General features: G+C 67.9%; 17 protein-coding genes and 1 pseudogene. 13 read left to right on the top strand and 5 right to left on the bottom strand.

What is annotated here, in order from left to right; all coding sequences use genetic code 11:
- Positions 1–93: 93 nt before the first annotated feature.
- From FQU96_RS24005 to FQU96_RS23995, 3 genes are all read left to right on the top strand, one after another.
- A complete protein-coding gene (locus FQU96_RS24005; protein WP_146543879.1) occupies positions 94–984 on the top strand; it encodes an alpha/beta hydrolase in 891 nt (296 codons plus the stop codon).
- A gap of 44 nt (positions 985–1,028) precedes the next feature.
- A complete protein-coding gene (locus tag FQU96_RS24000) occupies positions 1,029–1,682 on the top strand; it encodes a TetR/AcrR family transcriptional regulator (protein WP_146543878.1) in 654 nt (217 codons plus the stop codon).
- A 127-nt stretch (positions 1,683–1,809) separates the two neighbouring features.
- Complete coding sequence (locus FQU96_RS23995; protein WP_146543877.1) at positions 1,810–2,682, top strand: alpha/beta fold hydrolase; 873 nt, start codon at positions 1,810–1,812, stop codon at positions 2,680–2,682.
- Here FQU96_RS23995 and FQU96_RS23990 read toward each other — a convergent pair.
- Together FQU96_RS23990 and FQU96_RS23985 are read right to left on the bottom strand one after the other, a co-directional pair.
- The gene (locus tag FQU96_RS23990; protein ID WP_146543876.1) at positions 2,659–3,858 is read right to left on the bottom strand and encodes a CaiB/BaiF CoA-transferase family protein; all 1,200 of its coding nucleotides are present in this window, start codon (positions 3,856–3,858) and stop codon (positions 2,659–2,661) included. The genes FQU96_RS23995 and FQU96_RS23990 overlap by 24 nt on opposite strands.
- Positions 3,859–4,000: 142 nt before the next feature.
- Positions 4,001–4,867, bottom strand: a complete 867-nt coding sequence (locus FQU96_RS23985; RefSeq protein WP_146543875.1) for a hypothetical protein — start codon at positions 4,865–4,867, stop codon at positions 4,001–4,003.
- Positions 4,868–5,161: 294 nt separating this feature from the next.
- Here FQU96_RS23985 and FQU96_RS23980 point away from each other — a divergent pair, with 294 nt between their 5' ends.
- Positions 5,162–6,268 carry a TRAP transporter substrate-binding protein gene (locus tag FQU96_RS23980; protein WP_146543874.1) on the top strand — a complete coding sequence of 369 codons (1,107 nt, stop codon included), beginning with the start codon at positions 5,162–5,164 and terminating at the stop codon, positions 6,266–6,268.
- 187 nt (positions 6,269–6,455) lie between these two features.
- Here the strand turns inward: FQU96_RS23980 and FQU96_RS23975 are convergent, their stop codons facing one another.
- Positions 6,456–7,982, bottom strand: a complete 1,527-nt coding sequence (locus tag FQU96_RS23975) for an ABC transporter substrate-binding protein (protein ID WP_146543873.1) — start codon at positions 7,980–7,982, stop codon at positions 6,456–6,458.
- Positions 7,983–8,108: 126 nt separating this feature from the next.
- Between FQU96_RS23975 and FQU96_RS23970 the strand changes: the two genes are divergently transcribed.
- From FQU96_RS23970 to FQU96_RS23940, 7 genes are all read left to right on the top strand, one after another.
- Positions 8,109–9,251, top strand: coding sequence for a zinc-binding dehydrogenase (locus FQU96_RS23970; RefSeq protein ID WP_146543872.1), 1,143 nt, complete (start codon positions 8,109–8,111; stop codon positions 9,249–9,251).
- A gap of 204 nt (positions 9,252–9,455) precedes the next feature.
- Positions 9,456–11,066 carry an FMN-binding glutamate synthase family protein gene (locus FQU96_RS23965; protein ID WP_146543871.1) on the top strand — a complete coding sequence of 537 codons (1,611 nt, stop codon included), beginning with the start codon at positions 9,456–9,458 and terminating at the stop codon, positions 11,064–11,066.
- A gap of 164 nt (positions 11,067–11,230) precedes the next feature.
- A complete protein-coding gene (locus tag FQU96_RS23960; protein ID WP_146543870.1) occupies positions 11,231–12,223 on the top strand; it encodes a D-2-hydroxyacid dehydrogenase family protein in 993 nt (330 codons plus the stop codon).
- Positions 12,224–12,384: 161 nt separating this feature from the next.
- Complete coding sequence (locus FQU96_RS23955; RefSeq protein ID WP_146543869.1) at positions 12,385–13,416, top strand: aldo/keto reductase; 1,032 nt, start codon at positions 12,385–12,387, stop codon at positions 13,414–13,416.
- 11 nt (positions 13,417–13,427) lie between these two features.
- Entirely contained in the window at positions 13,428–13,994 is a 567-nt protein-coding gene (locus tag FQU96_RS23950) for a histidine phosphatase family protein (RefSeq protein WP_255468470.1), read from the top strand.
- Positions 13,995–14,105: 111 nt separating this feature from the next.
- On the top strand, positions 14,106–14,846 hold the full coding sequence (locus FQU96_RS23945; protein WP_146543868.1) for an SDR family NAD(P)-dependent oxidoreductase: 741 nt from the start codon (positions 14,106–14,108) through the stop codon (positions 14,844–14,846).
- Positions 14,847–14,858: 12 nt separating this feature from the next.
- A complete protein-coding gene (locus tag FQU96_RS23940; protein WP_146543867.1) occupies positions 14,859–15,773 on the top strand; it encodes a 50S ribosomal protein L11 methyltransferase in 915 nt (304 codons plus the stop codon).
- A gap of 190 nt (positions 15,774–15,963) precedes the next feature.
- On the opposite strand, the pseudogene FQU96_RS43170 reads toward FQU96_RS23940, so the two are convergent.
- Positions 15,964–16,161 (bottom strand): annotated as a pseudogene (locus FQU96_RS43170) (DUF1127 domain-containing protein); the annotation flags it as partial.
- Between the two features lie 425 nt (positions 16,162–16,586).
- On the opposite strand from FQU96_RS43170, the gene FQU96_RS23930 reads away from it, so the two are divergent.
- A complete protein-coding gene (locus FQU96_RS23930) occupies positions 16,587–18,605 on the top strand; it encodes an aminopeptidase P family protein (protein ID WP_255468469.1) in 2,019 nt (672 codons plus the stop codon).
- 3 nt (positions 18,606–18,608) lie between these two features.
- The gene (locus tag FQU96_RS23925) at positions 18,609–19,169 is read left to right on the top strand and encodes a GNAT family N-acetyltransferase (protein ID WP_146543866.1); all 561 of its coding nucleotides are present in this window, start codon (positions 18,609–18,611) and stop codon (positions 19,167–19,169) included.
- A gap of 238 nt (positions 19,170–19,407) precedes the next feature.
- On the opposite strand, the gene FQU96_RS23920 is transcribed toward FQU96_RS23925, so the two are convergent.
- On the bottom strand, positions 19,408–24,228 hold the full coding sequence (locus FQU96_RS23920) for a DUF3320 domain-containing protein (RefSeq protein WP_146543865.1): 4,821 nt from the start codon (positions 24,226–24,228) through the stop codon (positions 19,408–19,410).
- Positions 24,229–24,314: the final 86 nt, after the last annotated feature.

Genomic DNA, 24,314 nt, shown 5'->3' with positions numbered 1-24,314 from the left:
GGATCGGCACCGGGACGGGCGGCTTTCTGCGCTTGAACGGGCGGGCGGGTTGTTCGCACAGTTGCGGCAGCAACCAATCCTTGGAGGAAACCCATGACCACTGCCCAGCTCGACAGCCTCGTCACCCTGCTGCGCTCGCGCCCGGCGCCGGAAAAGCCTGACGTCGGCGAGGCGCGCGCCGGGTTCGAGAAGATGGCGCAGGTCCTGGGCGGCGCGCCCGATGCGCAATGCGAAAAGGTCGACGCCGGCGGCGTGCCGGCGGAATGGGTGGCAGCGCCCGGCCACGACACGCAGCGCGCGGTGCTCTACCTGCACGGCGGCGGCTATGCCATCGGCTCGATCAACACGCACCGGCGTCTGGCCTACGACATCTCGGCCGCGTCGGGCGCCCGCGTGCTGGTGATCGACTATCGCCTGGCGCCGGAGCATCCCTTCCCGGCGGCGGTGGACGACGCCACGACGGCGTGGCGCTGGCTGCTGCAGCAGGGCCTGGCCGCCAACCGGCTGGCGATCGCCGGCGACTCGGCGGGCGGCGGGCTGACGATCGCCACCCTGGTCAACCTGCGCGACCGCAAGCTCGGCCTGCCGGCCTGCGCCGTGGCGATCTCGCCGTGGGTCGATCTCGAGGGCGCCGGCACCAGCATCATCACGCGATCGGCGCAGGATCCCATGGTGCAGAAGGCCGGCCTGCTGTGGATGGCGGGCATGTATCTCAACGGCAAGGATGCCAAGACGCCGCTGGCAGCGCCCCTGCACGCCGACCTCAAGGGCCTGCCGCCGGTCCTGGTCCAGGTCGGCACGGCGGAGACCCTGCTGGACGATGCCACGCGCGTCGCCGAGAAACTGCACGCCGCCGGCGGTGACGTGCGCCTGGCGGTGTGGCCCAACATGCTGCACGTGTTCCCGCTGTTCGCGCCGATCCTGTCCGAAGGCCGCGAAGGCTGCATCGAGATCGGCGCCTTCATCCGCAGCAAGACGGGCTGAAGCAGCGCCTTGCTGTTTTTGACGAGTCGGTCAATAAACGGCTCATGAGCAGACCTGCTGCCGCGCGCACCCAGGGACGGCCGCGCCTCGTCGAACGCGCCGAGGCGCTGGCGCGCGCCAAGGAGCTGTTCTGGTCGCTGGGCTACCAACGCGCATCGCTGCCGACGCTCGAAGCGGCCACCGGCCTGCAGCGCGGCAGCCTCTATGCGCTGTTCACCGACAAGCGCACGCTGTTCCTGGAGGCGCTGGCGCTCTACGGCGATGACAGCTGGGCGGCGATGGACCAGCTGATGCCGCCTGAGGCGCGACGCGCGGATATCGTGGCCTGGCTGCTGGATCATGCCAGCCGCGCCCACGGCCGCGCCGGCGCGCGCGGCTGCCTGCTGGTCGAGACCGTGGTCGAGATGGGACCGCACGACGCCGAGATCGCGCGCCGCGCCCGGCGCATCTTCGACGGCATGCTCGACCGGCTCGAACGGGCCTTGTGCGGCGCACCCGACATCGCCGTCGCCGACCCGGTCGGCTGCGCCCGCGCCCTGTTGGCCGGCCTCGAAGGCCTGCGCGTGCTGGGCAAAGGCGGCCAGACGAAGGACCAGGTGAACCGGTCGGTATCGAGCCTGGTCGACGCCCTGCTGCCGCCCCGCATCCTGGGCGCGCGGGCGTCTCGCTCGCATCTTCGCGTCGCGCCAAAGACATGAGCGGGCGGGACGCCCGCACTCCCAGGAAATGGCCTCCATTTTTTGACAGATGAGTCAATAAATGTATTTTGACAGATCGGTCAAAAATATTCGATGACGGGTGCAGACAAGCCAAGGAGGTATCGCCATGACGTCACCCGATCTCAGGCACGCCATGGTGCGGGTCGGCGAGGTGAACCTGCACACCGTCATCGCCGGACAGGGCGCGCCGCTGGTGCTGCTGCACGGCTTTCCGCAGACATGGTGGGAATGGCGCAAGATGATCCCGCTGCTGGCGCCGCACCACACGATCGTCATGCCCGACCTGCGCGGCGCCGGCCAGTCGGACTGTCCGCAGGGCGGCTACGACAAGGCGAGCCTGGCCGCCGACATCGCCGGCCTGATGCACGCGCTGGGCCATCCGCGCTATGCCGTCTGCGGCCACGACATCGGCGGCATGGTGGGCATGGCGCTGGCGATGACGCGGCGCCAGGCGGTGACGCACCTGGCGATCCTCGACGTGCCGCTGCCGGGCTGGAGCCGGTGGGAAACCCTGTTCGGCGATCCGCGCGTCTGGCACTTCTCGTTCCACATGAAGGAGAACCTGCCGGAGCGCCTGCTGTACGGCCGCGAGTACGACTACGTCTCGACCTTCATCTTCGACCGCGCCTTCGACCATGGCGCGCATGCGCTCGAGGACATTGAGGTCTTCGCCCGCGCATTCGCGCAGCCGGGCCGCACGCGCGGCGGCCTGGAATGGTACCGCGCCTTCCGCAAGGACCACGCCGATGCCCTGGCGTGGAAGCGCGAGCGGCTCACGATGCCGGTGCTGGGCCTGGGCGGCGACGGCCGCTGGGGTCCGCAGATCGTGGCAATCCTGCAGGAGTTCGCCGAGGACGTGCGCGGCGGCAGCATCGTGGATTGCAACCACTGGCTGCCCGAGGAGCGCCCGCGCGAGACGGCCGACGCGCTGCTGGCGTTCCTCCGGGGCGATCCGTCAACCGGCGTGCGCGGCGCCTGACGCCAGCAGGCTGTCGATGTCGGCCTCGCCGTAGCCGAGCTCGGCGAGCACGGCGCGGGTGTGTTCGCCCAGCATGGGCGCATGTGTCTCCGCCTCGCGGGCGCCGCCCGAGAAGGTGTTGGGCACCTTGGTGCGGCGGATGCGGCCCTGGCTGGGATGATCCTCGGGGCGGAAGAAGCCGATATCGGCGAGGTGCGGGTCCTCCAGCAGATCGTCGATCGAATTGTAGCGCGCGGCGGGCACGTCAAGCTGCTCGAAGATCGCCAGCCACTGGGCGGTGGTCTTCTGTGCCAGGCCGGTGCGGCGCACCTCGAAATAGTCGGCGGCGTTGGCGGTGCGCGCGGCGGCGCTGGCGAAGCGCGGATCGGTCTTCAGCTCGGGCCGGCCGATGGCGTCGAAGAAGGCGAAGGCCTGCGCGTTGGTGTTGGGGCCGACGGTGATGTAGCCATCCTGCGTCGGCAGCGGCCGGTAGTCGGGGCTCAGCAGGCGGTTGTCGCCGGTGGGACCCACGGGCGGATCGAAGGTGGCGGCGCCCAGATGCTCGCTCATCACGAACGAGGCCATGTTCTCGAACATCGGCACGTCGATGGCCTCGCCGCGGCCCGTCTTCTCGCGGCGATAGAGCGCGAAGCCGATGCATTGGGCGGCGATCAGGCCGGTGGTGTGGTCGGTCATCACCATGGGCACGAAACGCGGCTCGCCGGTGGCGCGCGCGAAGGTGCCGGCAACGCCGGACAGGCTCTGCACGATGGGATCGTAGGCCGGGCGGTTGAAGTAGCGCCCGCCGCGGCCGAAGGCGAGGATCGAACAATGGATCAGGCGCGGGTGAGCGGGTGCCAGGCTCTTGTAGTCAAGGCCGGCGCGCGCCAGCGCCTCGGGGCGGATGTTGCTGACGAAAACGTCGGCGCCCGCGATCAGGCGATGCATCGCCTCCATGCCGCCTTCCTGCTTGAGGTCGAGACAGACCGAGCGCTTGTTGCGGTTGAAGTTGATGAACTTGCCGGACATGCCGGCATGCCGGCTGCCCTGCGCCATGGTGCGCAGCAGATCACCGCCGGGCGCTTCGACCTTGATCACGTCGGCACCCTGGTCGGCGAGCGTCCGCGTGCAGATCGGACCGACCACCACCGTGGTGAGGTCGACCACCCGCACACCCTCCAGCGGACCGCCGCTCACGGGAGGCCTCCTTCATGCCCCCTCCCCCCTTGTGGGGGAGGGCTGGGGAGGGGGGTCCACCCTACGAGGCGCCGCGTCTGTTGACCCCCCTCCCCGACCCTCCCCCACAAGGGGGGAGGGGGAGAAAGCGCACTGTCCCCCATCACGCGAACTCCAACGTCATCTCGCCGCACAGGTGGCCGGTCTTGTCGGCGGACCAGACCTTCATGCGGCCATCCTTCGCCTCGGAACCGCGCACGGTGAGCGGCTCGCCGACCCACAGCGGATACATCAGGCGCGCGCTGAGCCCGCGCAGCGCTGACGGCGCGCGCTTGAGCGCCGCGTCGATCATCAGCTGCATGGTGAGCCCGCCGTTGTGCACGGTATGCTCGTAACCCTCGACGGTGCGCGCGTAGTCGGCATCGTAATGGATGCGGTGCGCGTTCCAGGTGACGGCCGAGTAGCGGAACACCAAGGTCTCCGACAGCAGCACGGTGTCCTGCCAGGCGTGATCCGACGGCGCCGCGGCCGGCACGGTGGCGGTGGTCTTCTGGCCCGGCGGCGTCGCCTCGCGGTAGATGGCGTCGAATTCGTCGACCGCCAGCACCTGGCCGGCCTGCTCGATGGTGTTGCGCAGGGTGAGCACGAAGATGTTCCCCGAACGGCCGCTCTTGGGCACGATGTCGACGACCTCGCACTTTCGCACTGCCGGCTGGCCCACGCGCAAGCCGCCCATCAGCTTCAGCCGCCTCCCGGCGCCCATGCGGCGCGGCATGGGGATCGGCGGCAGCACCACACCGCCCTTGGCATGGCCGTCCTCGCGCAGGTCGGACTGGCGCGCGATGTCGACGAAGAACATCGAGAACCAGTGCGACGGCAGTTCCGTGCCGGCCTTGAACGAGTCGGGATCGCGGTCGAGCATCGCGGCGATGCGCTTGACCATGGGCAGGCCGATATCGTCCTCGATCACGCGCACGCGCCCGATCCAGGGGCGCAGGGTGGTCATGGCGTCGTCGAGGGAAGCAGTCATGGGCATGCCTTGTGGTGTTGATGCGTTCTGATGAGAGCCGACGCTAGCAGGGCGCACGCGATGGGACCACGCTCACGGCGCATAAGCGCTCTGTCATCCAAACACCGCGCAGGACCTTGCGGTGGTTTGGCCAGCCCGTCATGTCGAGCGCAGCGAGACATCTCCTGAAAATGAAGCTCCATTTCGCGGAAGATCCCGCGCGGCGCTCGCGCCTTTGCCAAGCCTGCCGGACCGTGCCAATCTGATTCCGCTCAGCGGAATCACTGGGCGAACAAAAAATATGGGAGGAATTTCATGCAGCGTCGCAAATTCGTGCGCTCCGCCGGCCTGGGCGGGGGCGCCATGGTTGCCGCCGGCACGCTCGCCGCGCCGGCGATCGCCCAGTCGATGCCGGAGCTGAAATGGCGCCTGGCCTCGAGCTTCCCCAAAGCGCTCGATACGCTCTATGGCGCCGGCGAGGTGTTCGCCAAATACGTCGCCGAAGCGACGGACAACCGCTTTCAGATCCGCGTCTTTGCCTCGGGCGAAATCGTGCCCGGACTGCAGGTCGCCGACGCAGTGCAGAACGGCACCGTCGAATGCGGCCATACCGCCGGCGTCTACTACGTCGGCAAGGATCCGGCCTGGGCGTTCGATACCGCCCTGCCGTTCGGCATGAACGCGCGCCAGCAGGATGCCTGGTACAACTGGGGCGGCGGCCGCGAGCTGATGACCGAGTTCTACAAGGGCTACAACATCCACGGCATGGCCTGCGGCAACACCGGGGCGCAGATGGGCGGCTGGTTCCGCAAGGAGATCAAGACCGTCGAGGACATGAAGGGGCTGAAGTTCCGCATCGCCGGGCTGGCCGGCGAGGTGTGCAACCGGGTCGGCGCGGTGTCGCAGCAGATCGCCGGCGGCGAGATCTACCCGGCGCTGGAAAAAGGCACGATCGATGCCGCCGAATGGGTCGGGCCGTATGACGATCAGAAGCTCGGCTTCTACAAGATCGCGCCGTACTACTATTACCCGGGCTGGTGGGAGGGCGGACCGCAGACCTCGACCTACGTCAATCTCGACAAGTGGAACGAACTGCCCAAGCACTACAAGGCGGTGGTGGAAGCGGCGGCGGCCAAGGCGCACACCCTGATGGTCTCCAAGTACGACACCCAGAACCCCAAGGCGCTGCGCGAGCTGGTGGCCGCCGGTACCAAGCTGACGGCATTCCCGGTGCCGGTGATGGAGGCCTGCTTCAACGCCGCCAACGAGCTCTACGCCGAGATCTCGGCCAAGAACCCCAAGTTCAAGAAAATCTACGACTCGTGGCGGCCGTTCCGCAACGAGGCGATCCTGTGGTTCCGCGTCTGCGAGTTCACCTTCGACAGCTTCATGGCGCGCCAGTCGGCGGCCAACAAGCTGTAGGGGTGGGACCATGCCATCGGCAGCGGGGTTTCCGTCATCCTGAGCGAAGCGAAGGATCCTGCGGTCGTGGCGTCACACACCGACGGCGCTGGGGATCACCAGCGCCGTCATTCTTTGTTGACCACCACCGCAGGGTCCTTCGCTTCGCTCAGGACGACAAAACATCGGCCCTCACGTCACATGAGGTTCATTTCAGCCGCAGGCCGATGACGCGCAGCAGGCCGTCGGGGATCGGGGTGAAGCCCTCGAGCTTGTCGCTGTGCGCGATCAGGATTTGCGGGTGGTAGACGTACACGATCCACCCTTCGGCCAGGAACTTGGCGGCGATCTTGCCGTAGGCTGCCTTGCGCACCGCGGGATCGCTCGAAGCGCGCGCTTCCTGGTGCCAGGCGTCGATCTGCTTGTCGCAGTAATGCCCCATGTTCTGCGGCGCACCGCAGGTCTGGTAGATCACCGAATTGCCGTCGGGATCGGCGCGACCGCTCCAGTTGTTCATGTAGAGCTGGAAGTCGCCCGACTCGGCCAGCTTCAAGGCGGTGGCGACTTCGGTCACGCGGATCTTCAGATCGAAGCCCGCCTCCTCCGCCATGGTCTGCACCAGTTCGGCCACCGCCCGCTCCTCGGGCGTGTTGCTGACCATGAAGTCGATCGCCAGGCGTCCGGTCACGCCGGCTTCCTTCAACAGCGCCTTGGCCTTGGCGATGTCGCGCTTGGGCACCGGGAACGCGGCCTGGTAGTAGGGATTCTGCGGGTTGACCCACTGGTTGCCGGGCACGAACTCGCCGTTGAAGACGACCTGGTTGATGGCCTCGCGATCGAGGCTCGCCGCAAAGGCCTGGCGCACACGCGGGTCCTTGCCCAGCGGGTTGTCGGCCTTGGGTCCGTTGGCGACGTTGACCAGCAGGCCGAACCAGCCCAGCGACACCGTCTTGCTGAGCTTGAGCCGCGGATCGTCGCGCACCGTCTTGATATCGGTCGCCAGCACGCGTTCGATCAGATCCAGCCCGCCGGCCCGCAACGTCTGCAGCCGCACCGTCGCGTTCACGATCGGCAGGTAGGTGATCCTGTCGATGAAGACCTTGTCCTTGTTCCAGTAGCCGGCGAACTTCTCGACCACGATACGGTCCTGCTGCACGCGCTCGACGAACCGGTAGGGTCCGGCGCACACCGGCTTGAGGCCGAACCGGTCGCCGGCGGCCTCGGCCGCTGCCGGCGACACCATCATGCCGGCGCGATCGGCCAGCTGTGCCAGCAGCGGCGAGAACGGCGCCTTCAGATGCAGCTTGATGGTGAGCGGATCGGCCGCCTCGACGCTGTCGATCGAGGCCAGCTCCGGCTTGCGAAACGAGCCCCTGAAGTTGATGTGGCGCTCGAGACTGTATTTGGCGGCGGCGGCATCGAAGGGCGTGCCGTCATGGAACGTCACATCGGGGCGCAGCTTGATGGTCACGGTCTTGCCATCGGCTGACGTTTCGTGACCAAGCGCGAGCTGCGGGACGATGTTGAGCCGGGCGTCGATGTCGAACAGCTTGTCGCAAACGGCGGCGAAGACGATGCGCGCGGTGTAGGTGCGCGACAGGGTCGGGTCGAGCACGTCGGGATCATCGCCCAGCCCGATGCGCAGATGGCTCTGGGCGAACGCGCCACCGCCGGCAGGCGACAGCGCCAGTGCAACAGCGAGCGCCTGGATGGCGTGCCAGAAAGCCTGCCTCATGGTTTCCCCTCAACGATCGCGATGGATGGCGGCCCATGATGATGACCCGCGCTTGTGAGCGCCAGTCATTCACGCAAAGATGGCGCGAACGAACCGGGCAGCCCTGCCCGTCCTTGGAGATTGATCATGAGCGATGGAAAGAACGCGACAGGCCTGGAGCTGCGCTCCCTCATCCGCAAGAGCGGTGAGCTCGAACTGTCGCTGGCCACGGTCAGCGTGCCCGAGCCGGGCCCCGACCAGGTCGTGGTGAAGGTGGCGGCGACGCCGATCAATCCCTCCGACCTCGGCCTGCTGCTGGGCCCGGCCGACATGTCGACGGCGAAAGCCGCCGGCCGCGGCGCGGAAATCGTCGTCACGGCCAAGGTGCCGGCGGCGTCGCTGCCCTTCCTGGCGGCGCGGCTGGACCAGTCGATGCCGGTGGGCAACGAGGGTGCCGGCACCGTGATCGCCGCCGGCACGTCGGAAGCGGCGCAAGCACTGAAGGGCAAGACGGTGTCGATGATCGGCGGCGCGATGTACGCACAGTACCGCCTGATCAAGGCGAGCGATTGCCAGGAACTGCCGGCCGGCACCACGGCGACGGAAGGCGCGTCATGGTTCGTCAACCCGCTGACGGCGCTGGGCATGACCGAGACGATGAAGCGCGAAGGGCACAAGGCGCTGGTGCACACCGCGGCGGCGTCGAACCTGGGCCAGATGCTGAACAAGATCTGCCTGGAGGACGGTATCGGCCTGGTCAACATCGTGCGCAGCGCGGCGCAGGCCAAGACCTTGCGCGACATCGGCGCCAGGCATGTCGTTGATTCGACGGCATCGTCGTTCACCGATGATCTGACACAGGCCCTGGTCGACACCGGCGCCACGATCGCCTTCGATGCCATCGGTGGCGGCAAGCTGGCCAGCCAGATCCTGGCGGCCATGGAGATGGCCGCCAACAAGACCGCGGCGGGCTACAGCCGCTACGGCTCGACCGTGCACAAGCAGGTCTACATCTACGGTGCGCTGAACACCGGGCCGACCGAGCTGGTGCGCAGCTACGGCATGGCATGGTCGGTCGGCGGCTGGCTGCTGACACCGTTCCTGCAGAAGATCGGCCGCGCCGACCAGCAGCGGCTGCGTCAGCGTGTCGTCAGCAATCTGAAGACCACGTTCGCCAGCCACTATACCAGGGTCGTGTCGCTGCCCGAGGCGCTGCAGCTGGATGCCATCGCTGCCTACGCCAAGCGCGCCACCGGCGAGAAGTTCCTGATCGACCCGAGCAAAGGTTGATCGCCGGGAATAGACGCGTCACCGGGCTGTCACTGGGCAGTGCGTCAATCGCGCTGTCAGGTGACCGAGAGACAAAAGATGGAACCACGGAGGCACCGAGGACACCGAGAGCACAGAGAGGCGCTGCACGCCGCTGGCACGCCATATCGTCCTCTGTGACCTCGGGGTCCTTCCTGCCTCCGTGGTGATTCATGGGGAAGCATCATGGACACGATCAGCCTTGCCTTCACGCCGCGCTATGTCGTCTTCACGCTGTCGGTGCTGGTGGCGATCGCCTGCCTGCTCCTGTCGTTCGTCTATGCCGGATTCCTGATCCCCTTCCTGATCGCGGCGGCGCTGGCGGGCCTGGGCGTGCACGACGTGCTGCAGAAAAAGCACAGCATCCTGCGCAACTATCCGATCGCTGCCCACATCCGCTTCCTGCTCGAAGAGATCCGGCCCGAGATCCGCCAGTACTTCCTGGAGAGCGACACCGACGGCGCGCCGTTCAGCCGCGACAAACGCTCGATCGTCTACCAGCGCGCCAAGGGCCAGCTCGACAAGAAGCCGTTCGGCACCCAGCTCGACGTCTACGGCACGCCATTCGAATGGCTGAACCACTCGATCGCCGCGCGCAGCCCCTCGAAGGATCCGTTCCGGGTCATGATCGGCGGGCCGGACTGCAAACAGCCCTACTCGGCGTCGGTATTCAACATATCGGCGATGAGCTTCGGTGCGCTGTCGCCCAATGCCGTACGGGCGCTGAACAAGGGTGCCAAGAAGGGCGGCTTCGCGCACGACACCGGCGAGGGCGGCTTCAGCCCCTATCATCGTGAATACGGCGGCGACATCATCTGGGAGATCGGCAGCGGCTATTTCGGCTGCCGCAATCCCGACGGCACGTTCAGCGCCGAGCGCTTCGCCGAGACCGTGGCCAGCCCGCAGATCAAGATGGTCGAGATCAAGCTGTCGCAGGGCGCCAAGCCGGGCCACGGCGGCGTGCTGCCCGGCGCCAAGGTGTCGGCCGAGATCGCCGCCACGCGCGGCGTCGTGCAGGGCGTCGACTGCATCTCGCCGCCGAGCCATTCGGCGTTCTCCACGCCGATGGAGCTGATGCAGTTCATCGCCCGCCTGCGCGATCTCAGCGGCGGCCGGCCGGTCGGCTTCAAGCTCTGCGTCGGCCATCCCTGGGAATTCCTCGGCATCTGCAAGGCGATGCTGGAGAGCAACATCTATCCGGACTTCATCGTGGTCGACGGCACCGAGGGCGGCACCGGCGCCGCGCCGCTGGAATTCATCGACCATATCGGCATGCCATTGCGTGACGGGCTGATGTTCGTGCACAACGCGCTGGTCGGCCTCAACATCCGCGACCGCATCCGCATCGGCGCCAGCGGCAAGATCACCTCGGCCTTCGACATCGCGCGCGTCCTGGCGCTGGGCGCCGACTGGGGCAACGCGGCCCGCGGCTTCATGTTCGCGCTGGGCTGCATCCAGTCGACCAGCTGCCACACCGACCGCTGCCCGGTCGGCGTCGCCACGCAGGATCCGCTGCGCATGCGCGCCCTGGTCGTGCCCGACAAGGCCGAGCGCGTCTACCGCTTCCATCGCTCGACCTTGAAGGCGCTGGCCGAAGTGGTGGCCGCTGCCGGCCTGGAGCATCCGCAGGACCTGCAGCCGCGCCACTTTTCCCAGCGCGTGGCACCCAACCTGGTCCAGCGCTTCGACCAGATCTACCGCTTCCTGAAGCCGGGCGAGCTGCTGGCCGGCACCGACGATCCGCGCTTCGCCGACGCTTGGCGCGCCGCCCGCGCCGACAGCTTCGCCGCGGGGTGAGTTTACCTTCCCCCGCCTGCGGGGGAAGGTGCCCCGAAGGGGCGGATGGGGGATGCCCGCATGGACTCACTGTATGAATGTGGCGCCGTTGCCGTTGCAACACCCCCATCCGGCGCTACGCGCCACCTTCCCCCGCAAGCGGGGGAAGGTAAGGATGGGACGCCATGAAGGTCACGATCCTGGACGACTACCACGACACGCTGCGCACGCTGGCCTGCTTCGCCGCGCTTGACGGCCATGACGTCACGATCTGGAACGACCACCTGCAGGACGTCGAACCCTTGGCGGAACGACTGCGCGAGACGGAAGCGCTGGTGCTGATCCGCGAACGCACGCAGATCCGCGCGCCGCTGCTGGAACGCCTGCCGAATCTGCGGCTGATCAGCCAACGCAGCGTCTATCCGCACATCGACATCGACGCCTGCACGCGGCTGGGCATCATCGTGTCGTCGAACCTGCATGCCGGCACGCCGTCCTACGCCACCGCCGAGTTGACCTGGGGACTGGTGCTGGCGGCCATGCGGCAGATCCCGCAGCAGATGGCGGCGCTGAAGGCCGGTAACTGGCAGATCGGTGTCGGCAGCACGGTGCGCGGCAAGACGCTCGGCATCTATGGTTACGGCCGCATCGGCAAGGTGGTCGCCGAATACGGCAGGGCGTTCGGCATGGACGTGCTGGTGTGGGCGCGACCAGAGTCGCTGGCCCGAGCCCAGGCCGACGGATGGCCCGTGGCCGCCGGCAAGGCGGACTTCTTCGAGCGCTGCGACGTGATTTCGCTGCACATGCGCCTGGTCGACGCGACGCGCGGCATCGTCGGCGCCGATGACCTGGCGCGCATGAAGCCGACGGCGCTGCTGGTGAACACCAGCCGGGCGCCGCTGATCGCACCCGGCGCTTTGGCCGCAGCCCTGCGCGCCGGACGCCCGGGCATGGCCGCGGTCGATGTCTTTGAGCAGGAGCCGGTGCGCGATCCGGCGCATCCCCTGCTGGCGCTCGACAATGTCATCGCCACGCCGCACATCGGCTACGTCTCGCGCGAGGAGTACGAACTGCAATTCGCCGACATCTTCGACCAGATCGTCGCCTACGCCGCCGGAACCCCGACCAACGTGGTGAACCCCGACGTGCTCACGAAAGCGCGACCGGCGCCGCGGTAGCAACACCGCGAACGACCTTGCGGTGGCTCAGGCACGTCATCCCGAGCGTAGCGAGGGATCTCCTTGAAATGGAGTCTACCCTCGCGGGAGATCCCTCGCTACGCTCGGGATGACAGTTTGACCAAACCACCACAAAGACCTTCATCCGGAGGCGTTGGCTCATGGAGTACAGATTGCTGGGCGGCTCGGGCTTCAAGGTGCCGGCGCTGGCATTGGGGACGGCGACATTTGGCGGCGGCAACGAATTCTTCCGCGCCTGGGGCGCGACGGACGTTGCCGAGGCGACGCGGCTGATTGACGTTGCGCTCGATGCCGGGCTCACCCTGTTCGACAGCGCCGACTCCTATTCGACCGGTCTCGCCGAGGAGATCCTGGGCCAGGCGATCAAGGGCCGGCGCGACAAGGTGCTGATCTCGACCAAGGCGAGCTTCCGCACGGCGCCGGGACCCAACGACATCGGCTCGTCGCGCCATCACCTGATTGCCGCCTGCGAGGCAAGCCTGCGCCGCCTGGGCACCGATCATATCGACCTCTGGCAGATGCACGGCTTTGATGCGCTGACGCCGGTCGAGGAGCCGTTGCGCGCGTTCGATGACCTGATGCGCGCCGGCAAGGTGCGCTATGTCGGCTGTTCCAATTTCTCCGGCTGGCACCTGATGAAGTCATTGGCGGTAGCCGACCGCTACGGCTGGCCGCGCTACGTGGCGCACCAGCTCTACTATTCTCTGCTCAGCCGCGAGTACGAGTGGGAGCTGATGCCGCTGGCGCTCGACCAGAAGGTCGGCGCCGTGGTGTGGAGCCCGCTCGCCGGCGGCCGCCTCACCGGCAAGATCGGGCGCAATCGCCCGGCACCGGCCGGCAGCCGCACCGCCGCGCTGGGCGGCATGGGGCCTGCCTATCCGCAGGACCAGCTCTACACCATCGTCGAGACCCTGGAGGCGATTGCGGGCGAGGTCGGCCGCACCGTCTCGCAGGTGGCGCTGAACTGGGTGCTGCGGCGGCCCACGGTCGCCACGGTCGTGGTCGGCGCCCGCAACGAGGAACAGTTGCGCGATAATCTCGGCGCCGTCGATTTCGCGCTGTCGCCCGAACAGGTGAAGCGGCTCGATGACGCCAGTGCACGACCGATGGTCTATCCCTACTGGCACCAGCAGAGCACCTACGCTGAACGCAACCCGCTGCCCATCCCGTGAGGTCTCGGCCCGTGACGCGCACGTTCGCCGTCCTGCTGTCGTTGCTGCTGTACATCCTGCCGGCTGCCGCCAGCGAGGAGGCAGCCTGGGTGGCGCTGCGCGGGGATGGTCACGTCGCGCTGATGCGGCATGCCGACGCGCCCGGTTTTGGCGACCCGCCGGACTGGCGGCTCGACGACTGCTCGACGCAGCGCAACCTCAGCGCCCAGGGCCGCGCCGATGCGGCGGCGGTCGGTGCCCGGCTCAAGACACAGGGTGCGCGCCTGGGTCGCGTCGTGAGTTCGCCCTGGTGTCGCTGCATCGATACCGCGACCTTGATGGACGTGGGCCGCGTCGAGATCGAACCGACCTTCAGCAACGCCGTCGTGCTGAGCGACCGCCGCGATGCGCTGGCCCCTGGCGCCCGCGCCATCATACGGGACTGGAAAGGACCAGGCACACTGCTGGTCGTCACCCACGGCGCCAATATCCAGGCACTGATCGGCTACAATCCGGCCGCCGGCGAGATCGTCGTCGTGGCACCGCAGGCCGACGGCGCACCACGGGAGATCGGACGCTTGCCGGTGCCACCACGCTGAGAATCCGGTCGGATATGGCACTGTTCACCCCTCTCCCCGTGAGAGCGGGGAGAGGAGAAAAGCAGCGCCGCATCTCATATGCGATCGCCTTGCCCCAAGAGCGGAGACACGATGAGCCTGCATCCTGACCTCACCGGCCGCGTGGCGCTGGTCACCGGCGCCTCGCGCGGCATTGGCAAGGCCATCGCGCTTGTACTGGCCGAGGCCGGCGCTGCCGTGGTCGTGAACTACCACAGCCGCACCACCCAGGCGCAGGCGGTCGTCGACGCCATCCGCGGCAGCGGCGGGCGCGCCATCGCCTGCGCGGCCGATGTCGCCGACAGCGGCGCCGTCGCCGCGATGGTACGCCAGGTCGAGGCCGAGTTCGGGCCCATCGATGTGCTGGTCAACAACGCCGGCATCGGCATCGCGCGCGGGCTGGACGACCTCAGCGAAGCCGACTTCGATCGCACCATCGCGGTGAACCTGAAGTCGGCGTTCCTGTGCACCCAGGCGGTGCTACCGGGCATGCGCGCCCGGCGCTGGGGCCGCATCGTCAACATCACATCGGGCGCGGCGCGCGGCAGCGGCATCGTTGGCGTGCACTACAACGCCTCGAAGGCCGGCATGGAAGGCCTGACGCGTGGTTACAGCACGCGCGTCGCCAAGGAGGGCATCACCGTCAATGCCGTGGCGCCATCCTTGATCGAGACCGACATGATCGGCGACAATCGCCAGGAGCGTGCCGCGCGCGTGCCGCTGGGCCGCCTGGGCACGCCCGAAGAGGTGGCGCAGGCCACACTGATGGTGATCAGCAACGCCTACATGACCGGACAGACAATTCAGGTGAACGGTGGCATGCACTTCATTTGACGGATCCGGCGCATGAGTGCCTGGAAAGTTTCCGCCACCGTGCCCGCCGCGGCCGCCGCGCGCTTCGATGCAGCGCTGGCCGAGGCGCTGGTCGACGACACGCTGATCGTCTCCACCGTCGAAGTGTCGCGCGACGGCCCGTGGCGCAGTGACGTGTTCGGTTCTAGCGACGGTGGCGAGGGTCCCGATGCCGACCTGCGCGCACGGATCACCGCCGCCTTCGTCGCGGCGGCGCGGATCGCCGGCATCGCGACACTGACGCCGACGTTCGAACTGCTGCCCGACACCGACTGGGTGGCGGAGAATCAGCGCTCGTTCCAGCCGTTTGCCGTGGGACCCTTCTGGGTGCATCCCTCGCACGATCGCGGCCAGCCGGCGGCCGACGCGGTGACGCTGTGCATCGATGCCGGATTGGCATTCGGTACCGGCACGCATGCCACGACACGCGGCTGCCTGGAGGTCATCGGGCGGCTGGATCCACGGAAAACCCGGCGCGCCATCGATGTCGGCTGCGGCAGCGGCATCCTTGCCATCGCCATGGGCAAGCTGTGGCGCCGTCCGCTGCTGGGCAGCGACAACGACCCCGAGGCCGTGGCGGTGGCGCGCGACAACGCGGCGCTCAACGGCGCCGCCGATCTGTGCACGTTCCACGTTGCCGAGGGACTCGCCGCGCCGGTGCTCGCAGCCGCGGCACCCTATGACCTGATCGTCGCCAACATCCTGGCGCAACCGCTGATCGACCTGGCGCCGTCGTTCGCCGCCGCGGCGGCACCCGGCGCAACCCTGGTGCTGGCCGGCCTGCTGGCCGAGCAGGAGGATGAGGTCGTTGCCGGCTATGCGCCGTACGGCTTCGCCGTCGTCGATCGGGTCGTGCACGAGACCGGCGGCGCGCAGTGGCCGACATTGGCGTTGCGGCGGCCACTCTGAAGCCACGCTCGGACAATCCTCCCCACGCAGTGGGGAGAGGGACAATAAAAAACGGCCGGCGGTGGTGCCGCCGGCCGTCGAGTCGAGGGAGAAAGACTGACGCTGCTCAGGCAGCGCGGTTCAGGCTGTCGTCGTTCAGTGACGGCGTCATGGCCGAGGTGCTGAGCGCGCGCGGCAGGAAGCCGCTGGCACCCGACACCGCTGCGCGGATTTCGCTGCGGCTGATGCCGATGTCGGCCAGCATGCGGTTGTCGAGCGCGGCCAGTTCCGCCATCGCCTGACGGCGACGGTTGGCCGTACGGATGGAAGCGACGAGTTTGGCAATGCCGCCACCGATCCAGCCACCGATGACCGCGGCGCGGTCAAATCGCGCCTGACGTTCGATCATCGCCCGATCGGTGCGGGTCGACCCGAAGCCCGCATCGGCCGGCGCGGTACCCGCTGCCTGGTTCGCGGTGTGCTTCTGGGGGTGCATGACGAGGTACTCCTGTTTCTGCGATTATCACCGGCGATTTCCTTTCGCCGATGTGCGACTTATGCCGCACCGCACAATATGGTAGCGGAGGCGTTGCTGATTAGTTCGAAATTCCCGGCTCAGCCATGCACTGACAGCATGGAAGAACCATTTTCGGGACGCAATTTCTTCACGATGCATTAAAGTGCTAAGAATATTCGATAGAATGTACGTTTATGCTTGAATCAATGGTCCGCAACGCAAAATTCGGACATGCTGGGACCGAAACCATGTCCAGTTGACGACGCACTGCAGCAAAGCCGAGACATGATTATTGTCACTCCAAGCGGAACCCGCTCATGACCACACCCGATGACGGCGCACGTGCCCTGCTGGAACGGCTGGCGGCCCCCGGCGCGGCCAAAACCTCTCCGGCCGACTTCGAACAGTTGATGGAAGGCATCGCCGCCGCACCCGAGAGCCTGTCCGGGCCGGAATGGCTGGAGTTGGTGGCGCCCTATGTCGGCGAACAAGGCGCTGACGATCTCCTGGCCCTGCGCGCCCGTCTGGCGGCACAGCCCGACGGCATCGCGGACGCCATCCCGCCCCGAGCGCGCCTGGATGCGCTGCGGGCCGAACTGCAGCGTCGCGGGCTGGACGGCTTCATCGTGCCGCGCGCTGACGAGCATCAGGGTGAGTATGTGCCGCGGGCGGCACTGCGGCTGGCCTGGCTCACCGGTTTCTCGGGTTCGGCAGGCTGGGCTATCGTACTGGCCGACAAGGGCGCGATCTTCGTCGATGGTCGCTATACGCTGCAGGTGCGCGATCAGGTCGACACGACCCTGTTCCAGCCGCAGGCCTATCCGGAAACCACGCCCGCAGACTGGCTGGCCTCCAACCTCACCCCGGGCGCTCGCTTCGGCTTCGATCCCTGGCTTCACGGGTTGGCCGATGCCGACCGCCTGGCGCAAGCCTGCACCAAGGCCGGCGCGACGCTGGTCGCCGTCGACGGCAATCCCATCGATGCCGTATGGCCCGATCGCCCGCCGCCACCGCTGGCGCCGGTATTGCCTCAACCGCTCGACCTGGCCGGTGAGGCTGCCGAGACCAAGCGGACCCGCATTGCCAAGCTGCTGGCCGACAAGGGTGCCGATGCCGTGTTGCTGACGCAGCCCGACTCGATTGCGTGGTTGCTCAACATCCGCGGCGGCGACGTGCCCCGCACACCGTTTGCCCTGAGCTTCGCGTTGCTGCGCAAGGATGGCGCCGTCGACCTGTTCATCGACCAGCGCAAGCTCACGCCGATGGCGCGCGCGCATCTGGGCAACGGCGTTGCCGTGCGCCCGCCGGAAGCACTGGGCGGCGCGCTCACCACGCTGGGTGCCGAAGGCGCGACGCTGTGGCTCGATCCCGCCACGGCCCCGCGCTGGGCGCTCGATCGGCTGGGAGCCCATGCCAAGGTCGTGCGCGACATGGATCCCGTCGCCCTGCCCAAGGCCTGCAAGAACGATGTCGAGCTGCAGGGTGTTCGCGCCGCCCATAAGCGCGACGGTGCCGCCGTGACGCGCTACCTCGCCTGGCTCGCCCAGACGGCTGCCGGCGGCACCGTCGACGAAATCGCCGCCGCCACGCAGCTGCAGCAATTCCGTGCCGATACCGGCGCGCTGCGTGATCTCAGCTTCGATACCATCAGCGGTGCCGGCGCCAACGGCGCCATCGTGCACTATCACCCCACACCGCGCACGGCGCGCAAACTGACGGCTGGCGAACTCTATCTTGTCGATTCGGGCGCCCAATACCGCGACGGCACCACCGACATCACGCGCACGGTCGCCATCGGCACCCCCAGCGCCGAGGCACGCGACCGCTTCACGCGGGTGCTGAAGGGTCACATCGCGATCGCCATGGCGCGCTTCCCGGTCGGCACCACGGGCAGCCAGCTCGATGCGCTGGCGCGCTACCATCTGTGGCAGGTCGGGCTGGACTACGACCACGGTACCGGCCACGGCGTCGGCGCCTATCTGTCGGTGCACGAAGGCCCGCACCGGATTTCGAAGATGGCCAACAGCGTGGCGCTGCGGCCGGGCATGATCGTCAGCAACGAGCCCGGCTACTACAAGGCCGGCGCGTACGGCATCCGAATCGAGAACCTGGTCGTGGTGCGCGAGGCGGTGATCGACGGTGCCGACCGCGCCTACCTCGAGTTCGAGACGGTGACGCTGGCACCCATCGACGTGACCTGCATCGAGCCATCGTTGCTGAGCGAACCGGAGCGGGCCTGGCTCAACACCTACCACGCGCGCGTGCGTGAAGAGGTTGGGCAGCAGGTCGATGCTCAGGCCCGCGCCTGGCTCGATGAGGCGACACGCCCGGTGTGAACCATGGCCCGCAAGAGCGCGCCTGTTGTCCCCCGCAAACTCAGAGATCGGCGCATCGCCCGCGCCGCCTTTCCCGATGTCGCACTGCGCGCGCTGGCGCTGGGCGACCTGCCGCAGATCGCGCGCTGGCTGGCAACGCCGCACGTCGCGGCGCGCTGGGATCCGCCGCACGTGGCGCTACCGGCGATGGTACGCGACATCGACGACGCCGACATGTCGCCGTTCATCATCATCGCGCGCGGCCGCGCGGTCGGCTTCCTGCAGATCTACGCCGCGACCAACACCGCCTTCTGGACCGGCCACGACCTGCCGCACGAAACGTTCGGCCTCGACCTGTTCATCGGTGCCGCCGATGCCCTGCGCCAAGGCTATGGCAGCGCCAGCCTGTCCCTGGCCGCCGCCCATCTGCTCGACATCCCCGGCGTCGCGCGTGTCCAGGGCGATCCCAGCCCCGACAACAAGGCCTCGCTGCGTGCCTTCGCGAAAGCCGGCTTCGAGAACCGCGGCGAGATCACCACGCCCGATGGTCCGGCGATCTACATGGCGATTGAGGGCAAGCGGTAGGCACCTCTTAGACCTCTCTCCGCTCGGGCCGCTGTATTCACACATCTCGTCTCGGTTTCGCTGTCATTGCGAGCGAAGCGAGCCCTGGGAGCGCGGGCGTCCCGCCCGCATCAAGGCGAAAGCTTTGCTTTCGCCCGACATGAGCGGGCGGGACGCCCGCGCTCCCAGGAATGATCGTGTTTCTCGCGGTTCAATCGCAGCGACAATGTGAATCCGACAGCCCCGGTGGGGAGAGGGTTCACTTCGCGGCGTCCGCCATCGCGACGCGCCAGAACTCGCCGTGTCGCGCGATGTGGCCTTCCGCGGCGAGGTGTTGGGTTGCCACGGCCACGGCGTCCTTGAAGGCCGCGGACGATGAAGACACGCCCAACAGGCCGGCCACAGCGCGCGGCAGTTCGGCATCGCCCGCGCCCAGGCTGCGGTCGATCGTCTCCAGGATGGCGGCGCGCAGTTCCGGCGGCGGCAGGTTCTCGAGGCGGCGCAACGATTCCTGCTGCACGTCGCTGCGATCGCGCACGCGCACCGGCTGGTCGGCCCGCCAGATGAAGGCGCCTTCGGTGGCGCAGCCGCCGGCGCGCAGCACGGCAGCGATCGCGGCCTCGACAGCGCCGCGGATCGCCGCGCCGGCGCGCTGATAGCCCCAGAGCGTACGCAGGCGGGTCACGATCTCGTCGCGCGCGATCGGCCCTTCCGTCGTGATCACGCGGGCGACGCAGGTCGCCAGCTGGGACACCGGCGCATCGACGAGTTCAACGGCCGGCACGGCAAAGACGGTTTCGACATATGCCGCCGAGGCTTCATCCGCCGGCGCCTCGTCCATGCGCTGCAAGCGCGGCGGTACAGGAGCGTCGACGCCTTCCGCCACGACATCGATCACACGGGCCAGGTCCACGACGCGCGCAGCGCGCTGCTCGGCCACGGCTGCGGCCGATGCCGCTTTCAGTTCCTGCAGGCGCGCGACAAGCCGGCGCAGCTGCTCGTCGGGCCGTTGCCACCAATCCGTGCTCCAGATGCGGTGCAGAACCCAGCCATGGCGTTCCAGAACGAGTTGGCGTAGCCGGTCCCGATCGCGCGCCGAACGGGCCGCATGGTAGGCAGCGCCGTCGCACTCGATGCCCAGCAGATAGCGGCTGGGCTGATGCGGATCGACGACGGCCAGATCGATGAAGAAACCGGCGATGCCGACTTGCGGGTGGACCTCGTATCCTTCGCGTCGTACCGCTTCCAACACCTCCTGCTCGAACGGCGAGGCGACGTCCCGCGCCGTGGGCTGCGCGACATCCAGCACGCCGCGCTCGGCATACTGCAGGAAGACCTTGAAGGCGACGACGCCGGCACTGTGCGCGCGCGCGAGATCGATATCGTCGGCGCGCAAGGCGCTGAACAGATCGAGGCGCTCCTTGGCGCGCGTGATCAGCACGTTGAGGCGGCGCTCGCCGCCCTCGGCGTTGAGCGGGCCGAAGGCCATGGCGAGATAGCCGTCCTTGTCGCGGCCGTAGCCGACCGAGAGCATGATCACATCGCGTTCATCACCCTGGATGTTCTCCAGGTTCTTGACGAAGAACGGCTCGGCACCGGCGCGGGTGAAGAACGGCTCGAGCGCCGGGTTCTGTCGCCGCAGCACCTCCAGCGCATCGAGCACGGCGCGGCGCTGCGCGATCGAAAAGGTACCGACTCCCAGCGACTTGTCCGGCGTGGTCCTGACATGCGCGATCACCGCCTCGGCCACGGCCCTGGCTTCGACCTTGTTGTCGCGCGCACCGCCGCGGTCGTAGATGCCGTGCGGCAGATGGTGAAACACCAGGCCGCGACCGACGGCCTGGGTATGCGGGCTGGGCACGATGAACAGGCGGCTGTCGTAGAACTGCTTGTTCGACACCGCAATCAGCGACTGGTGCCGGCTGCGATAGTGCCAGCGCAGCATGGTGGCGGGCAGCCCCTTGGCGGCGCACAGGCCCAGCACGCTTTCGACGTCGGCGGTGCTGCTGGCGCCATCCTCGTCGGCCGCATGGCTGTCCAGCGCGCGCGAAAAGAAGCGGGTCGGCGGCAGCTGTCGCTGATCACCGACCACGACGATCTGGCGACAGCGCGCGATCGCGCCCAGGGCATCGACGGGCTCGACCTGCGAGGCTTCGTCCACCACCAGCACGTCGAACGCCAACGCGCCCGGCGGCAGGAACTGCGCCACCGACAGCGGGCTCATCATGAACACCGGCTTGATCGCCTGGACCGCGGCACCCGCCTCCTGCATCAGCCGGCGGATCGGCAGGTGACGCGACTTCTTTTCGATCTCCCGGCGCACGATGCCCAGCGGCCCGATGCCACCCGGTTCCCTGGGCACATCGCGGTAATGGGCAAGTGCGGCCTCGAGCTGCGCCAACGCGATGCGCTTGACGTCGGCTTCACGGAACGTACCGATGCGTGCGTCGTGCACGTCGCCGTCGAATGACGCCAGCACCGGCAGGCGACGACGGAAATCGCGGATGAGCTGATCGTAGTAGAGGTGGTCGAGGACATCCCGCGCCATCGACGGCGCTGCTGCCCCGGAACCCAGGCGGCCGACGAGATCGCCGAGCCCGGTTTCGATCGCACGGCGTTCCTGCACGCGATAGCCGCGCCATACGTCGAGGCCTTCAGGATCGCCGTGCCAGGCGGCCAGCCGTTCCGCGAGACCGGTCAACGGCACGGCCATCACTGACGACTCCCCGAAAGCGCGGGCAAGATCGAGCTGCAGGCGCGCCACCACGTCGTCGAGCTGGCGCATCACGGCGGTGAGCGCAGCCTGGACCGCGTCACCCTGCGCCACAATCGCCTGTCGGTCGGGCAGTCCGGCATAGAGGGCGCGGATGTTCTCCGGCAAACCGAGCGTGGCGTGGCTCGAGACCCAGTCGCGGATGGCCACGAGTCGCGGCCAGTCGCTGCGAAGAGCAGCCCACCGGGTGCCGAATGCAGCGGCGGCGATGGCTTCACCCCGCGCAATGACAGCCTGTGCCTGCCGTGCCGCGATCAGCGCGTCCAGCAATGACAAACGCTCGGCCCGGTCCCGCGGCGGCTTTTCCTTCGTGACAGATGCCAGCTCGCGCACGCCGCGCCGATATGCGCCATCGAACAGGAAGGCGATCAGCGGATGGCCCGCGCGCGCGATCGCCTGTCGCGCACTGGACAGGTCCGCCGACCACGCCGCGTCGACAACCCGATCCCCCACCGACCGCACGGCATCGCCCTGCACGCGACCGGCATCCAGCACCGCGTCAAGTTCGGCCCTGCTGGCTTGCCAGACCGGCGATGCAATGGCGGCCCAGTCCAGATCCGGCGCCGCCCCGATCGCCACGGCGATCGACACCAGCCGCTGGATATCGGACAGCGTGGCGGGCGCGGGTTGGGACAGTGCCAGGGCCAGGCCCGCGGCAGTGTCTTGTAACCCGGTCAATGTCGTCCGGGCCTCGCTGATGTCGTCGGCAAGGTGCGCCCGGTCGCTGGCGATGAGATCGCTGCGCTCGACGCCGCGCCAGGCATGCTGCTGCGGCACACCCATGCGCGCGATCCGTGCCGCAAGATCGGCGACGATGCCGTCGGCGTCGGCTTTCTGCTGCTGCGTCCACGTCTCGGCGCCGGGCAGCGCAAGCCCGCGGCAGGCGGATGCCGTCTCGCGCAGCCGCAGCAGATGCCCCATCACCGCATGCGGCGTCAGATCCGACGGTGCGATCGGCTCGTTCAACGCCGTCGGCACGGCATTGAGTGCCGCGCGGTCGGCCTGCAGCCGGTCGAAGAAACCCTGATCCGGCGCCCCGACGGGGCGTCCCAGTTCCAGCGTGCGCTTCAGCTCGGCCAGCAGCGATCGCTTGTTGGCCTTGTGGCTGTGCAGTTCCAGGCAGGCATCGCCGACATGGACGGCGTCGAGCCGCCGCTTCACGACGTCGAGCGCCGCCATCTTCTCGGCGACGAACAGCACGCTGCGGCCGTCGCGCACGGCAGCAGCGATCATGTTGGCGATGGTCTGCGACTTGCCGGTGCCGGGCGGGCCTTGCACGACCAGGCTCTCGCCGCGCCGCGCGCGCTCGATGGCGATGGTCTGCGAGCCGTCGGCGTCGACGACATGGGCCAGCCGCTCGGGCGGCAGATCGACATCGATGCGCTCCTCGCCGGCAAAACTCGGCTCGGCGCCGGGGAAACCTTCCCCCAGCAGAGCCGCAATGAAGGGATGCCGATCGAGCGGTGCCGCCTGCGGCCAGGTATCCGCATCGAGGTCGCGGTACATCAGGTACTTGGCGAAGGAAAACAGGCCCAGCACCATGTCGTCGGCCACCACCGACCAGCCCGTCTGGCCGTCGATGGCGCGCGCGACCGCATCGACATAGGCCTCGATATCGAGCTCCTCGACGGCAGGCAGTTCGGGCAAAGCGATGCCGTAGTCATTCTTCAGCCGGGCGCGCAGCGAGATGTTCTCGACGATCTCGTCCTCGGTCCATGCCATGCCGAACCGGCTGCCGGCACCCTTGCGCTCCAATCGCACCGGGATCAGCAGCAGCGGCGCGCGGCGCTCGACATCGGGTGCATCACTCTCGCGCCAACGCACCGTACCGATGGCGAAATAGAGAATGTTGACACCCTGCTCCTCGATCAGCAGACGGGCATCATAGGCAAGATCGAACAGCCGCTTCTGCAGTCGTTCCGATGACAACGCCGTATGCAGGCGCGTATCGCGATGGCGCGCCGTGCCCTCCTCCCCGTCGCCATTTTCGTCGGGCTGTGCCAGCGCACTGCCGTCGGGATCGACATCGCCGCCATCCGCCGGCGCGGGCAGCGCCAGCACGTCGCCGCCCGTACCGCGGCGGCGACGCGCGGACTCGGCCGCCGTCTGCGCCGGGTCATGCAGGAAGCTCAGCGTGCGTTTCTCGACGACCAGCAGGCGGAAAACCTCGGCCGCCTTTTCATCATGCACGGCAACAACGCGGGCGGCACCACCCGGCTTGGGCAGGCTCAACAGCCGATTGGACGTACTGAGATCGAGCAATGACTGCCGCGCCCGGCGCAGCTCGGCGGCGATATCGATACTCATGCAGCTGCCGTTCCGACCCTTATTTCAGCGCAGCAGTCATTACCATTTTCCGTCGAAACAAGCGTCAGCACTCTTGTCCCACATCC

Origin of the sequence: Reyranella sp. CPCC 100927 (assembly GCF_007859315.1) — a bacterium.
Lineage (GTDB): Bacteria > Pseudomonadota > Alphaproteobacteria > Reyranellales > Reyranellaceae > Vineibacter.
The sequence above is the reverse complement of the archived record's forward strand: the minus strand, read 5'-3'. Positions and strand labels throughout refer to the sequence as shown.